Origin of the sequence: Bradyrhizobium sp. STM 3562 (assembly GCF_045571435.1) — a bacterium.
In the GTDB taxonomy this organism is placed as follows: domain Bacteria; phylum Pseudomonadota; class Alphaproteobacteria; order Rhizobiales; family Xanthobacteraceae; genus Bradyrhizobium.
Genome location: NZ_CP120694.1, coordinates 6,023,781 through 6,038,345, shown reverse-complemented (window position 1 = coordinate 6,038,345; position 14,565 = coordinate 6,023,781). Strand labels below are relative to the sequence as shown.

The following is a 14,565-nucleotide window of genomic DNA, read 5'->3' as shown; positions in this document are numbered from 1 at the left end:
GCTGAAGTGTCTAAGAGCATGCCGGGCAAAACGACGGTTATTTAGCCGGGCAGAGTGGCCCTGGACCGATCGACAGGCCGTTCGAAGACCAATACGGGGCGCGAGGCGCGCATCAAAGCCTACCTACTTGTCGGCCGGCCAGGCGCCAGGGAGACGGCGTATGGTTGATTGGTCTGACAACGACCGCCCTAATACCCGATCCTTCGTCAAGAACGCGATTTTGGCGTGTCTTCCGCTACAAGACCTCGCTGCCGTAGGTAGTTTCATTGAGCCCATCGCTCTCAGAGAGCGCATGATTCTGCAAGAACCGAGAAGGCATATTGATTATGTCTATTTCATAGAGTCGGGCCTCGTCTCGCTCAGGATCGTTGCTGAGGGGAGCATACTCGAGATGGCTGTGATAGGTTACCGCGGTGTGGTCGGCGCTCTGTTGGTCTTGGAAGGATATCTTTCTGCGCATCAGGCTGTTGTCCGCTTTCCCGGAACAGCACACAGGATCCGCAGCGAGGATTTGCGTCGGATCATGAACGAACGGCCCGAAATCCGAGAACGCATCGCTCGGCATGGCCAAGCCCTGAACTTGCATTGCGCTCAGACGGGGTTGTGCGGCGTTCGACATGACCGAGAAAAGAGACTGGCATCATGGCTCTGTCTGGCGAGTGATGCCGCTGACGCTGAGTCGCTCCCCGTTACTCATGACTATCTTTCGTCCGTGCTGGGGCTGCGCCGGGCTGGGGTAACACAAGCTTTAATTCGGTTCGAGGATCAAGGGTTGATACGCATGAACCGGGGCGTATTGCAGATCAATGAGCGCAAGTGCCTCGAGCAGAACGCATGCTGTTGTTACAGGCTTATTTCAGACACTTATGCCTCGGCCCAGTTCGTGACCGCGACAAAAGAGCCAACCGTCCGAAGTTCACCGGAGCCTCGATATGCTATACGACCGGACAGACGCCCGCATCCTTGAGATCGTACAAAGGAATAACCGTCTAACTTCAGAGGTAATCGGCGAGACCGCCGGACTTTCTGCAACCGCGTGTCAACGCCGGTTGAAACGCCTTCGTTCGAAAGGGATCATCGAGGCCGACGTATCCATCGTTTCGGCGAGGGCCGTGGGACGGCCTATCCAAATGCTGGTGTTGGTGACGCTAGAACGCAAGCGTTCTGATGTTATCGAAAAATTGAACAAAGCGATCAAAGCGTCAGTTGATGTCGTCAACGGATTTTACATCGCCGGCGACGCCGACCTCGCTCTCTACATTACTGCGCGCACCATGGAAGACTACGAACTGTTCGCGAGGCGCTTCTTCCATGAGAACCCAGAGATCAGAAACTTCAAAACGATGGTCGTAATGAATCGGGTAAAGACAGGGTTTGCGATTCCCGTTGAGATGCCTGATAGCGGATGACGAGCGAGGCCCGATGTCTCGATGCGTTCCGGCATTTCCGTTCCTATCCTTCGTGGACCTGCAAGAGCAAGCAGTCTCTCTTGGGTGCGCCCTCGGACTGGGTGCGGCAACCCACGCCAATAGAGACTGGGCAGTTGGCTTACGGAAGTGTGGGCCAAGGTGAACACGACTTTCCGTCCTATCGGCGCGGCTGGCGCAGTGATCCCAATCCTTCTCGTAGCCCCGCGCTTATGCGCTTTTTCACCGTCTACTCGCAAATTGCGCGCAAAATCCCCACCGTCGTTTCTCTATACTATGGCCTTGCCAAAATTTCAGGTGAGAAGACCCGTCCGTTCAATAGCTTGTCGAAGAGCAGGCGCGCTCCATCGAATCATCCAAATGGCGGTATCGTTGAGATCAAGCTGAGCCGTCGGCTTATTGTTGTTCAGCCAGGCGAAATGATCGTGTCCGGTGCCAGCAGTCGCGCCGCACGGCGAATGGCCGCAAGCTGCTTGGATGGTTGAGAGAGCGCGTGTATCGAACTGTGCTTTACAGTTGAGACGCAGTCTGCGAGGCAAGACAGAAATTGATATGACGGATAAGCTAAAGCCGCAGACGTGCAAGGCCGACGGAATCACTGCACCATTTCGATATGCGGCGCTCCGTCGCATCTGGCTCGCAGGCCTGCTCTCTAACCTCCGCGCCTTGATCAGGGCGTCGGCGCCGCTTGGGCGATGACTCAGATGACATCGGCGGCCGATATGGTCGCCCTGGTTCAGACCGCGCTGATGCTGACCGTAATGCTGATTTCGATCCCCGCCGGAGCGGTGGCCGATATGTATGATCGGCGTATAGTGATGCTGTGCTCACTGGCGATCTCGTTCGCAGGTGTGACCGCGCTGACCACGCTCGCTTGGCTTGGTCTGATCACGCCAAACTTGTTGTTGGCCTTCTGCTTTGCGGCAGGCATCGGTATGGCCCTATTCGACCCGGCATGGCAATCGTTCGTGAGCGAGCAGGTATTGTCGGTGGCCTTGCCGGCGCCGGTTGCGCTTAACGGCATCAGCTACAACATCGCGCGGAGCGTTGGGCCGGCGATTGGTGGCATAGTCGTCGCGGCTGCCGGCGCAGTGGCTGCGTTCGCAATCAACGCGCTGTTATATCTGCCGTTGTCGCTCGCTCTCCTTTTGTGGAAGCGCACCACTGAACCAGCGCGCTTACCGCCCGAAAGGCTGCACCGCGCCATCGTACCAGGCGTGCGCTATATCATGCATTCGCCGGCGATTAGGACCGTATTGATCCGCTCCATGGTTATGGGTGTATTCGGCGGCGCGATTGTCGCTGTAATGCCGCTGGTGGCTCGTGATCTGCTGCATGGAGGCGCCGAAATCTACGGCATCATGCTCAGCTCCTTTGGTCTTGGCGCGGTGATCGGAGCTTTAAAAATCACGGAAATATGCAAACGCATGAGCGCGGCGAGGTAGCGATCCGCACATGCGCTCTGTCCATGGGCGGGGCATTTGCTGCAGCGGCACTGAGTCGCGAGCCGGTTGTGACGGCAGCTGCGCACGTCTTCGCCGGAGCCGTGTGGATCATGGCGTGGGTCGCCACGCTGGGTGGCTGGACGATCACTCGCCGCTTATCAAGGGCCAGTTCTGGCGGCATCGCCATGGGCAGTTGGGGCTGGGGTCACGTGACCGATACTGCTGGGGTCAGCGTGGCGTTCCTCTCGGCGGCAGCCTTGTTGGTCGCCTCTCCGCTGCTCGGTCTCTGGCTGCCCATGCCGCGCGTCAGCGCACGCGGCGAGAAAGGTGACATGCTTGAAGATCCCGAAGTACGGCTGCCATTGACAGAACGCAGCGGAGCGCGTGTCGTAGAGATCGAGTATCGGGTCGCGCGACGGAATGCTCGGTCCTTTCGCAGCTTGATGCAGGAGGTCCAATTGTTCCGTCAGCGCAATGGAGCCTATGGTTGGGCGATTGCTCGGGACATTGCGGATCCCGAACTGTGGACCAAGCAGTTATCACTGCCCGACATGGCTTGACTACTTACGCCAGCGAAGCCGGGCGACGCAGTCGGAGCGCGCGCTGGATAGGCAGGCAACGGCTTTCCACATTGGTCCTAATCCCGTTCGCGTGCGGCCGTTCGGATCAATACGATGGAAAGACGACGCGCCCGATCGCGCTACAGACGAGAACGTAGAAAGCAAACGACCAAACCAGGTGCGACGTAAATCGTGTGGCGCCAAAAAAAGGAGGCTGGTATGTATGGGCGTGCTTCTCTGATGTCCGGAATTACAGACATGTAAGGGGCTGCGGAAATTCACGTAGATTCGCCCTATGAACGGCCCACCGATTGGCGCTCGGATTTCCGCAACGCGAATATCCGACGGAGCGCCCGCGCTCCAGTCAAGCACGACGCGGAAATCGGGAGCGATCCCATTGGATCTACCACCAGGAGAGTGGTATAGCCCTTCAAGCGCTCGGCTTGTAGATCTCCGTGGAAATAACATCGCGGCTCACGCCGGGCTCGCGATGTTGAAAACTCTGCGACCGCCATCGCGGAGAACGACTTTCAGTTGGTCAAGCGAAAGATGCGTCGGCTAGCCGATCTCTGTAGCACCAAGCGCGGGAGAACCTACCTGGCCACTTGGGGTTTCTCCCTGCCGCGCTGCTTGCGGGAAGCGTGGGTGTAATCGCACTTTCGGAATGCGTGGCCAGCTGACGGAAAAATTCGTGCTCCGCTCATCTGTTTTGTCACTGCGATGTCAATCTTCGTGATCGCAGACGGGAGCATTCTGCACACTAGGATGGTTCGGAGTGCATTGACGTGCCCCAGTCCAACCGGCCAGTCCTTCAGAGCCGGCGACCTCTTGACGAAGCCATATTTGGCCGCTCATCAGCGGGGCGGTTTCGATTGGAATGGAACAGCTGAGTTGGAAATCTGTGCTCGAGTTCTATCGGAAGTAGTCGCTGGCTTGTCTCGGACAATCCAATAGATCATTCGATCCGCCGTCCCGGCACGAAATACCGCGACAAAAACCCCCTCATTAAGGCGGGTTTACGCAGGAATTCGGCGGGTTGATGGCGCACATCGATGGAATTCGGTTTGAGGAGCCCGATAGTACTAGGCGATGACAAAAATACTTCGCCCCGCAGGTCGCGGAGCGAAAATTCTTGTTGGGAAGGAGCGCAGGGTTGGGAGGAAATATTGAGTAGTGTCATGCAGGTCTATCCTCGCGGCGTCGACGGCGTACCCATGAATCTGCAATCCCGGAAGAAGGGCATTGAGGTCGAATGTTCGACGGGCGCCGCAGACGCGGTGGAGGAAAACAGGTCTATGCCTGGCACGAACAATGGTTTTGTGGAGTTTTCCGGCGTTCAAAAGACCTATGACGGCGACACGCTGGTTGTTAAGAATCTCAACCTGGACATCGCACGAGGTGAGTTTCTGACGATGCTGGGGCCGTCTGGCTCGGGCAAAACAACAACCCTCATGATGCTCGCCGGTTTCGAAGCGCCCACCCTCGGCTCGATTTTTCTGGGGGGGCGCTCGATCGAAAACATGCCACCGCATAAGCGTGACATCGGCATGGTATTCCAAAACTACGCTCTCTTCCCGCATATGACTGTGGAGGAGAATCTAGCTTTTCCACTCAAGGTTCGCAAGCTAGGCAGGGCGGAGAGGGAGGCCAGGATCAAGCGCGCGCTCGACATGGTCCGGCTCGGCGCCTATGGCAGCCGCCGGCCCGCCCAGCTTTCGGGCGGTCAGCAGCAGCGTGTCGCACTCGCCCGCGCGCTCGTGTTCGATCCCAAGCTCGTGCTGATGGACGAGCCGCTCGGCGCGCTGGACAAGCAATTGCGCGAACATATGCAGCTTGAGATCAAGCACATCCACGAGGATCTCGGCGTGACCGTTGTCTATGTGACGCATGATCAAGGCGAGGCATTGACGATGTCGGACCGCATAGCGGTGTTCAATGAGGGCGCCATCCTGCAGCTCGCGGGACCGGCCGAGCTTTACGAGCAACCGCAGAACGCTTTCGTCGCCCAGTTCATCGGTGAGAACAATCGGTTGCACGGCAAGGTTGTGTCGATAAGTGGGGCGACTTGCAGCGTTGAAATTTCGGGGGGCGGCGTCGTACACGCGCTAGCTATCAATGTTGAGGCGGTTGGCCAGCCAACTGTGCTCTCGTTGCGGCCGGAGCGAGTAAAACTGAACCCGCCGCAAGGCTCGTTGTCCAACGTTTTCGCCGCGCAGGTCGCAGAGGTGATTTATCTTGGTGACCACGTGCGCGCCCGCATCTCGGTCTGCGGCCACGATGATTTCGTGGTCAAGCTGCCGAACTCGGACAGCTCGGTACAGGCCGAGCCCGGTGCTGTGATCACGGTCGGCTGGAAAATAGAAGACTGTCGGGCGCTCGACGCGCGGTGAGGATGAAGGAGCTCCGCCGGAGCAGGCTGGGTCCGGGTCTTCGGCGGCGTCGCCTCCAATCCTGGGGCGGCATAAAAGGGAGAGAATGGACGATGAGGACGTCACTTATGAGCGCTCTTGCCGTAATCGGCTTGACGACGGGTATGCTCGCGCCAACAAATGCTACCCTCGCGGGCGATCAGCTCACGGTCACCGGCGGGGGAGGGTCCTTCCAGAAGGCTCTGCGCAAAGTGATTTTCGATCCCTTCTCGAAGGCGAGTGGGATCAATATCACTGATACCGAGTACGATTATGGCCTCGCCAAAATCCGGGCCATGGTAGAAACGAAGACCGTGAGCTGGGATGTGGTCTACGCCAGCGAGAGGGGGACCCGAGAATTATGCACTGAAGGAATCATCGAGGCGATCGACTGGAAGAGGTTGGGTCTCGACCGAGATAAGTACGAGGGCGCCAATTACACAGATTGCGGAGTGCCGGCCGGGGATGCTGCCACTGTTGTTATTTATGACAGGGACAAGCTGCCGAACGGCCCGAAGACCATCGATGATTTTTTCGATCTCAAGAAATTCCCCGGCAAGAGAGGACTGTATAAGGTCAATCCTCCTCTCGAATGGGCTCTGATCGCTGACGGCGTGCCAGTCAAGGACGTCTACAAGGTTCTCCGCACGCCGGACGGCGTTGACCGCGCCTTCAAGAAGCTCGATACGATCAAGAAGGACACCATCTGGTGGACGACCGGCGCACAACCGCCTCAGCTTCTCGCCGACGGTCAGGTTGTGATGACTGACGCTTGGACCACCCGCGTCTATGACGCCAACAAAAACTCCGGCAAGCATTTTGGCATCATGTGGGACGCCGCGGTGTTGAGCGGGAACGCCTGGGTGATCCCCAAGGGTACGCCGCGATTAGAAGAGGCCTACAAGTTCATAACATTCGCCGCTTCACCCCAGGAGCAGGCCGGGATGGCAAACGCCACCGGTACTGGGGTTGGGAATAAGGACGCGATTGCGCTCATCGATCCCGCAATGCTGCCCGACATTCCAAACGCTCCCGAGCACATGGGTAATGTCGTGAGAAGTGACTCAACCTTTTGGAGTGAAAAGGGCGACGAAATGCGCCAACGCTTCACCGTCTGGCTCGCTAAGTAGCGCGGAAGAATAAAAAGGCGGGGGGCTCTTGGTCCGCCTCAATCCTCAACCAGACGAACTCAGAGAGTATTGATGGCGACGACAGCTGTCCACACCGGCAACACAGAAGGCATGCCTCTGCGTCTCAAGCTGCGGCGGGTGCAGCGCCGGCAAAAACTCAAGGCCTTCATCCTGGTCCTTCCGCTCCTGCTGTTTGTCTTCATCGCCTTCTTGTTCCCGATCGGCAGGATGATGTTCAACGCTGTTCACGATGATACGCTTTTGTCGCTGATGCCACAAACTATGGCGGCGCTAAACGCGTGGGACGGCAAAGGCCTTCCGAACGAGGTCGTCTATGCCGCGCTGACAAGCGACCTGAAAAAAGCTTGGCTTCAGAAGACGGGGGGCGCTATCGGCAAGCGACTGAACTACGAGATCCCCGGTGCTCTCAGCGAGGTAATCTCTAGCACGCGTAAGGCGAGCATGCTTTCCGACGGCCCCTACAAGGAGGAGCTAATCGAAATCAGTCCGCTTTGGGGGCAGCATGCTCTGTGGAGCCTGCTCAACCGCGGAACATCGGCCTATACAGGTTATTACCTGCTACGTTCTATCGACTACCAGTATGGGCCAGATAGCCAGATCGTCCCCTCCCCACCGGAGAACGCAATCTTCCGCGACGTTTTCGTCCGCACGCTCGGCATCAGTCTCGGAGTAACCATCCTAACTCTGCTGCTTGGCTTTCCAGTCGCTTATCTGTTGGCAATCCTACCGCGCAAGTTCAGCAATCTTGTTATGATAATGGTCGTGCTGCCGTTTTGGACGTCAGTGCTAGTGCGCACCACCGCTTGGGTCGTGCTGCTCCAGCAGCACGGTGTCGTCAATGACATGTTGATGGCGCTGCACATCATATCGCAACCGGCCGAACTCATATACAACCGGGTCGGGACAATCGTGGCCATGACTCATATTCAGTTGCCATTCACGCTTCTACCGATCTACAGCGTCATGAAAACGATCTCGCCGAACTATGTCCGCGCTGCTCGTTCGCTCGGCGCTGGGCCCTTTTACGCCTTTTGGAAAATATACTTCCCCCAGACGGTGGCTGGAATCGCAGCCGGCTGCCTGCTGACTTTCATACTGTGCCTAGGCTACTACATAACTCCTGCTCTAGTCGGGGGGCCGGCCGATCAAATGGTCAGCTCTTTCGTTGCTCACTATACGAACGAGGAGCTCAATTGGGGCATGGCTTCGGCGCTCGGCGCGATCCTGCTCATTGTTACGCTGCTACTCTACTATGCTTTGAACAAGCTGGTCGGCGTCGACCGGATCAAGATGGGGTAAGAACGATGGCTGCGTTCGCCTATGCTTCTCCAATGGAGAAGGGCTGGTACTACCTGCACCGGCTTCTCTGCGGATTGGTGCTATTGTTTCTAGTGGCGCCGATCTTCGTCGTCATCCCGCTCTCATTCAATTCTGTTCCTTTCTTCACTTATCCGTTACCCGGTTTGTCCCTGCGCTGGTATCAGGAATTTTTCCTCACCGTCAGGTGGCAGGGCGCGCTGTACAATTCGATCTTCGTCGCCCTATCGGTTACCCTGCTGTCGACGTTCCTGGGTACGCTAGCCGCGCTCGGACTCAGCCGACCGAATTTCCCGTGGCGCACGGCGGCAATGACCGTGCTGATCTCGCCCATGGTCGTGCCCGTCGTGATCACAGCGGTCGGAGTTTATTTCTTTTATGCCGATGCCGGATTGCTCAACAGCTATGCTGGACTGATACTCGCGCATACGACTCTGGCCACGCCTTTCGTCGTCGTTACGGTGCTCGCGACGCTGACGGGTTTCGATCATTCGCTGACTCGTGCGGCGGCCGGGCTTGGTGCGCCGCCGGTCACGACTTTCGTTAAGGTCACCTTGCCACTCATACTTCCGGGCATGATCTCCGGTTCGCTGTTCGCCTTTGTTACGTCATTCGACGAGGTCGTGGTCACTCTCTTCGTTGCTGGCCCCGAGCAGCGCACTCTGCCGAAAGTCATGTTTTCCGGCCTCCGCGAGGAGATAAGTCCGACAATCACCGCGGCTGCGACCGTACTGACGTTGTTTTCAATCATTATGCTGACCACGATCGAGCTACTGCGGCGACGCTCGGAGCGTCTACGTGGTATCCGTAATGAGTGAGCCGCTCCTGTCGCAGGTTGAGACTTGTGCACCGTCTGCAAGAAATCCCAGGCGCGTTGTGTATCACCATCGTCATGAACAAAGGTCAGTGCTTCTGCGTCCTCACGCAACAAGACGGCAAGACCTGCAAATGCGACGTTTCGAGCGTCGCCAACCGAGCACATCATCGCGATCTAAAGTGGGGTGATTGAACGGCCGACTGTGCTACCAGGGTGAACTGAACCTGGCGGCACGTTCGCTACACGAATGTTCGCGCACGATTAATAATGAGCCCGTCATTTGGAAATATTCTCATGGATGTGCCTGTCTGGCAATGAAGTAACTAAACCAGCACACGATGGATAACAATGCGAGTGTCCTGCTCGCGATTCTCGAGCTCGAATCAATCGGGCCGGATCTATTTCGGGGCGACAGTCCGTATCGGGGATTGAAATCAGTTTTGGCGGACAGCTGATCGCGCACTCGGCGGTGACGGCATCGCGTACCGTGGAAGGCCGGATGCTGCATTCGCTCCAAGGCTATTTCATCCGGCCAGGCGACTCGCTGGTCCCGATTCTCTATCGGGTCGAATCTCTCCGCGATGGGAAAAGCTATTCGATCCGGAGCATCAGCGCGATCCAGCATGGCAACCCGATCTTCTGCACTATGCTGTCATTTCACGGGAGTGAAGAGGGCGCCTTCGATCATCAGGTGGCCATGCCAGATGTGCCATCTCCAGAACAACTCACTATCGAGAAACCATCGAAGCAATCGGTGTTGGCGGAGATGCCAGAACGCATTCGTCGGTGGTATTATCCCGATCGTCGGATGGCGCTTGTCGGTCCGCCGATTGAACTACGACCCGTGGAAATGGACCCTTACATTGGTCGGAAGATCCGCGATGCCCGCATTAATTATTGGATAAAGCCGGCTAAGAAACTATCCGACGATCCGGCCCTGCATAGGTGCGCGCTGGCTTATGCATCGGATTGGTCGCTGCTCAATGCGGTAGTGGCGCCTTATGGGCGTGCTCTATCTGGCGGGCGCATACTGACGGTAAGCCTGGACCATTCGATGTGGTTTCACCGTCCGTTTCGAGCCAACGACCGGCTGCTTTACGCCAAAGATTCGCCCAGCTCGCACGGCGACCGTGGCTTAGCGCGCGGCTTGATCTTTAAGCGAAATGGCACGCTGAGTGGCGTCGGTCATCCAGGAAGCTACCATGCGCGAATGACGTTGATCTTCACGCGCAACTCTTCGGCTATGTAGTCGTCCGTGAAGAAGCCTAATTTCAGGCTGGATTGATCGAAGGTCCGGGGAAGAGACTGGCCAGGATTTGCCGCAACAAGAGGCTGAGCCACCGAATGAGGCGGCGGAAGTTATAACCGACGGCGGCGAGGACCGCGTTGGTGGCATCGCCTTGGCGGTGCCAGAGGTAGTTGCGGCCCATTCGGTGTTCGGACTTCAGGTGGCCGATGACCGGCTCGACGGCGGAACGCCTGCGCAGCTCGCGCTTGATCTTCGGTGTCACCCGCCGCTTCTGGCCTGAGGTGAACACTCTGAACTTGTAATCGGCCGGGGCATTGTGGCCGCGGTAGCCTTTGTCCGCGAGGAGGCGCTCGATGATGTTGCCGATCAGCGCCTCCATCTCCGGGATCACGATTGCAAGCGTGTGACCATCGTAAGGGTTGCCGGGCAGCGCCTTCACATGGGTGACGAACTGACCGCCGCAGGCGTGCGCCAACGTGGTGGCGACGGAGACCTTGACGCCGAACTCGTAGGGCCGGTGCGCCTTGCCCTTGCCGAGCACTCCACCTCTGGCGCGTGCAGCGAGTAGAGCTTCGGGCCGCGCTGGTGCTGCTTCTGCTCAAGAACCCGTCGTGCCAGTGCCAGCATGCGCAGAAGGGCGCTCTCACTGAGCAAGGCGGCGCTGCCTCCGATCTTGCGGGCAATGTCGCGGATGATGCGGCCGAGATAGGTTCGGAGCGTCTTCAATGCCCGGTTGGCGCGCTTGAACTGCTTGGCGTGGGCATAGCGCTGGTGCTTGATCAGCGCGAACTTGCCCAGCCGCGCATAGGACTGGCGCAACCTGATGCCGGCTCCCTTGGCGAGCCGCACCAGGATCTCGCGCGCCCGGTTCAGAAGCCGTGCATCGATCGGGAACATCACGTTCTTGGGCTGCACTGTGGTGTCGACGATGACTCGGTTGAGGTCGGACGGTTTGATCGCCTCGGTCTTGGTAGCGACCGAAAGGCTCTCCTGGAGCAGGGCAACCAGCCGCTCCTCGCCCATGCGCTGGCGCCAGCGGGTCAATGAGGAGCGGTCAAACACCAAGCGGTGCTGAAAGAACTCCTCGCCGCAGAAGAACTGATAATAGGGGTTCTCCAGCCAGCGCTCGCACAGAACCTCGTCGGAGAGGTCGTAGGTGTGCTTGAGGATCGCAAGTCCCGCCATCAAACGCGTCGGCAGCGGCGGCCGACCCGGCTTGTCCTCGTAGACCGCGCCGAACTTCTGCTCGAGGAACGACCAGTCGATCGTCCGCGAAAGCTTCACCAGCGCGTGCCCCATGTCGATGATCGCGTCCAGCCGCGAGCGCAAGAGATCGGTCTGTCCGCTATCGCGTCGTTCCTTTGGTCGCATCGTCCCCTCCGATGCAACTGAGGGAATCACGGGCAGCGATTCGAGGGAATCCCGAAAGCCAAATTGCAAGCTTTTGAGGCCTCACACCCCAAAAGCTTGCAATCTCAAATGCCGCCGCGCCCGGAAAATCGATCCCTACTCCAGGGCTTGGGAGGTTCTTCACGGTCGACTATGTAGTCCCAAAATTCAAGGAATGCGGGGATACCGGGCTAATGTAATGGCCCGCTTGGGCTCCGAATCATTGTCTCCCGTTGGAATCCCCCAACTAGAGGGTGGCACGCACTCGTTGGCTCAGCGCGTGCATAGCCATATACGCCGTTTCCCAAGTCTCCGGCGCATTACTCCAAGAGCAGCCATGGAGATCCGCACTTGGTCGACTAGGACGACTCGGCGCTCCGTCGCGCCAGCATGAGCGAATAACTAACGACGGCTACCGTCCGCCGATCATGGCGACACAACGTTGTCCATCCAGGCGATGTCTCTCGTCCGCTGATGACCCGCCCCGGGTCCGCGTCGCACAGTCATCAATCACCGCAAATGGGCGTTTACGCTGCATGAGACCTGGGCTATCAGGAGCAAGTCCCGCTGCGCAGGTTTCCGGGCGATCTGCCGAAGTGACGCTTGAAGGTCCGAGAGAAATGTCCGGCGCTTGAGAAGCCCACGGCAAGGGCTACTTCGAAAATAGATAGGGAGCTTTGCTGGAGGAGAACCCGGGCACGGGCTAGACGGAGCTGATGGTAAGTCTCGACAAAGCTTGTGCCGGTCTGCTGGAACAATCGATCGAGATGTCGTGGGCTAACACCCACGTGACGTGCAATTGCCGAGCGACTCAAGGGGCGCTCAATGGTTGTTTCCATTCGCGCCAGACTTCGCAGCAGGGCCGGGTGAGTAACGCCGTAACGGTCTCTAACCGAGGCGGTCTGCGGATCCGCTGGCGCGCCGATTTCCCTGTGCAGATACCAGTCGCTGACGCGCCGGGCGAATCCCGGGCCCATCCTGCTGGCAATTAAAGCATGCATCATGTCAAGCGGAGCGATACCGCCGCCGCAAGTGATATGGTTTCCATCGATGACGAAACGCGTTTGCCGTGGCTTTAGCTGAGGAAAGGCTTCCATTAACGCTGGTGCATGTTCCCAATGAATTGTGAAGTCTCGGTCATCGAGCAAGCCTGCCACGGCCAGCAGGTACGGGCCGCCACTGATGCCGCCGACTTTCGCCGCAAGCCTTGCGCATCGGCGCAGCAGTGGGGTGGTTTCGGCGATCGGCCAGTCGGAAGGCTTGCCGCCTGCGCAGACAAAAACGGTATCCAGCGAAGTGCCGCCGTCATATCGACTGCACTCAACTGACAGTCCACCTGACGACAAGACGCGACCACCGTCAGGCGACAGGAAGACCGTCCGATAAAGTTCTCTACCTGCGATCAGGTTAGCCGCTCTCAACGGCTCTGTCGCTGACGCGAATGACATCAGCGAGAAGCCAGGAATTAGAATGAAGCCATAGGTTTCGGTAGAAGTAGCGCTTTCGGGCATGGCTCAAACATACATGAATGTGTCCCAATACTGCAAGTCGTCTCAATGGAACGATGCTAGGGCTTTCGGAGGGGCGACCCACCAGTACCGGCGTCATGCGCTCGTTAGTTCGCGGAACCTTCGAAGGCGAGCCCGTTCGGAAGACTGAGATTGACGAGCCCATCAGCCGACGCTGTTCCGCTGGGTGCGTAAATGAGCAAACAGGGAGATCTGTATGAAGGAGCACAGCATTCTTAATTCAACGCGCGCTTCGCGACGGCAATTCCTGACAACGGCGGCGACAGCTGCAGTCGCTGCGCCGCTTGTTCTTCGGCAGGCTAGGGCGGCGTCGAAGGAGCTGGTCTTTGTTACTTGGGGCGGCACTTACCGCACTGCCCTAGAGGAGGGGCTGGTTAAGCCGTTTAGCGCCGAAACGGGAATCAGCGTCAAGATTATTGACACGCCCGACCTAGCCAAGATCAAAGCGCAAGTGCAGACAGGCAACGTCCAATGGGACGTGTTCGACGCAATCAATTGGCAAGCGTTCTTCGGCTCAAATCACGGTCTATGGGAGCCACTGGATCCCGCACTTTTCGACGCCACCGATCTCACCATTCCGGCGCGCCCGGATGCGGCACCGCTTTATAATGCAATGGGTGTCGTAGCTTGGGACTCCAAGCGTACACCTGATGGCAAGCACCCGAAAAATTTCGTCGAGTACTTCGATATCGCAAACTTTCCTGGACGCCGTACGCTGCGCAATCGCGCGTCGGAGACGCTTGAGATGGCGCTGCTTGCCGACGGCGTACCTGCGGCTAAGCTTTATCCATTGGACATCGATCGCGCCTTCAAGAAGCTCGAAACTATCCGGCCCAGCGTCGTGAAATGGGTTACGGCCACGCCAGAGACAATCTCACTCGTCCAGACAGGTGAGGCGGATTTCACCTACAGTTATCCTAGCCGCGTGAAGGCTGCCGGCGATCCGATGTCATGTTCATTCGATCAGACATTGAGCCAAGAGGAGTACCTCACGGTTCTGAAAGGAGCTCCAAACAAGGAGAACGCATTTAAATTTCTCTCTTGGGCGGTGCGGCCTGACATCCAGGCGGCGACGATGGAGAAGCTCGTCCTTGCTCCCGTCAGCAAGAAAGGTTTCGATATGTTATCGTCCGAAGCTCGCAAATGGATTCACCCCGTGGACTCTCCGTCGAACGCGCTGATTAACGGCGCCTGGTGGGGCGAGAACCTGGAGGCGATCGACCGGCGCTTCAAGGAGTGGGTACTGCTCTAAGTCTCTGAAGAACCGTTGCAC

13 protein-coding genes and 2 pseudogenes are annotated in these 14,565 nt (G+C 57.9%); 12 read left to right on the top strand and 3 right to left on the bottom strand.

All coding sequences use genetic code 11. From position 1 onward, the window contains the following. Positions 1-235 precede the first annotated feature (235 nt). On the bottom strand, positions 236-586 hold the full coding sequence (locus tag P6U23_RS28005; protein ID WP_407181786.1) for a hypothetical protein: 351 nt from the start codon (positions 584-586) through the stop codon (positions 236-238). On the opposite strand from P6U23_RS28005, the gene P6U23_RS28000 reads away from it, so the two are divergent. The 11 genes and pseudogenes from P6U23_RS28000 to P6U23_RS27950 all read left to right on the top strand — a co-directional run bounded on the left by P6U23_RS28000 (position 524) and on the right by P6U23_RS27950 (position 10,339). Further along, positions 524-967, top strand: coding sequence for a Crp/Fnr family transcriptional regulator (locus P6U23_RS28000; RefSeq protein WP_407181608.1), 444 nt, complete (start codon positions 524-526; stop codon positions 965-967). The genes P6U23_RS28005 and P6U23_RS28000 overlap by 63 nt on opposite strands. Further along, a complete protein-coding gene (locus tag P6U23_RS27995; RefSeq protein WP_407175661.1) occupies positions 933-1,409 on the top strand; it encodes an Lrp/AsnC family transcriptional regulator in 477 nt (158 codons plus the stop codon). Before P6U23_RS28000 ends, P6U23_RS27995 begins: the two co-directional genes overlap by 35 nt. A 134-nt stretch (positions 1,410-1,543) precedes the next feature. Then, positions 1,544-1,912, top strand: a complete 369-nt coding sequence (locus P6U23_RS27990) for a hypothetical protein (RefSeq protein WP_407175660.1) — start codon at positions 1,544-1,546, stop codon at positions 1,910-1,912. A 219-nt stretch (positions 1,913-2,131) separates the two neighbouring features. Then, positions 2,132-2,872, top strand: coding sequence for an MFS transporter (locus tag P6U23_RS27985; protein ID WP_407175659.1), 741 nt, complete (start codon positions 2,132-2,134; stop codon positions 2,870-2,872). After that, a complete protein-coding gene (locus tag P6U23_RS27980) occupies positions 2,845-3,432 on the top strand; it encodes an MFS transporter (RefSeq protein ID WP_407175658.1) in 588 nt (195 codons plus the stop codon). The genes P6U23_RS27985 and P6U23_RS27980 overlap by 28 nt, the downstream gene beginning before the upstream one ends. Beyond that, positions 3,347-3,673, top strand: a complete 327-nt coding sequence (locus P6U23_RS27975) for an MFS transporter (RefSeq protein ID WP_407175657.1) — start codon at positions 3,347-3,349, stop codon at positions 3,671-3,673. The genes P6U23_RS27980 and P6U23_RS27975 overlap by 86 nt, the downstream gene beginning before the upstream one ends. A 1,054-nt stretch (positions 3,674-4,727) precedes the next feature. Beyond that, the gene (locus tag P6U23_RS27970; protein WP_407181607.1) at positions 4,728-5,822 is read left to right on the top strand and encodes an ABC transporter ATP-binding protein; all 1,095 of its coding nucleotides are present in this window, start codon (positions 4,728-4,730) and stop codon (positions 5,820-5,822) included. Between the two features lie 107 nt (positions 5,823-5,929). Further along, entirely contained in the window at positions 5,930-6,970 is a 1,041-nt protein-coding gene (locus tag P6U23_RS27965; RefSeq protein WP_407175656.1) for an ABC transporter substrate-binding protein, read from the top strand. A gap of 72 nt (positions 6,971-7,042) precedes the next feature. Continuing rightward, positions 7,043-8,290: an ABC transporter permease gene (locus tag P6U23_RS27960; protein WP_407175655.1), complete on the top strand. Its 1,248-nt coding sequence runs from the start codon at positions 7,043-7,045 to the stop codon at positions 8,288-8,290. A gap of 5 nt (positions 8,291-8,295) precedes the next feature. Beyond that, on the top strand, positions 8,296-9,126 hold the full coding sequence (locus tag P6U23_RS27955; protein ID WP_407175654.1) for an ABC transporter permease: 831 nt from the start codon (positions 8,296-8,298) through the stop codon (positions 9,124-9,126). 337 nt (positions 9,127-9,463) lie between these two features. Further along, a pseudogene (locus P6U23_RS27950) lies at positions 9,464-10,339 on the top strand (acyl-CoA thioesterase). Positions 10,340-10,396: 57 nt separating this feature from the next. Here P6U23_RS27950 and P6U23_RS27945 read toward each other — a convergent pair. Both P6U23_RS27945 and P6U23_RS27940 read right to left on the bottom strand, forming a co-directional pair. Beyond that, a pseudogene (locus P6U23_RS27945) lies at positions 10,397-11,745 on the bottom strand (IS5 family transposase). 569 nt (positions 11,746-12,314) lie between these two features. After that, positions 12,315-13,274: a GlxA family transcriptional regulator gene (locus P6U23_RS27940; RefSeq protein ID WP_407175653.1), complete on the bottom strand. Its 960-nt coding sequence runs from the start codon at positions 13,272-13,274 to the stop codon at positions 12,315-12,317. 214 nt (positions 13,275-13,488) lie between these two features. Here P6U23_RS27940 and P6U23_RS27935 point away from each other — a divergent pair, with 214 nt between their 5' ends. Then, positions 13,489-14,544: an ABC transporter substrate-binding protein gene (locus P6U23_RS27935; RefSeq protein WP_407175652.1), complete on the top strand. Its 1,056-nt coding sequence runs from the start codon at positions 13,489-13,491 to the stop codon at positions 14,542-14,544. Positions 14,545-14,565 lie beyond the last annotated feature (21 nt).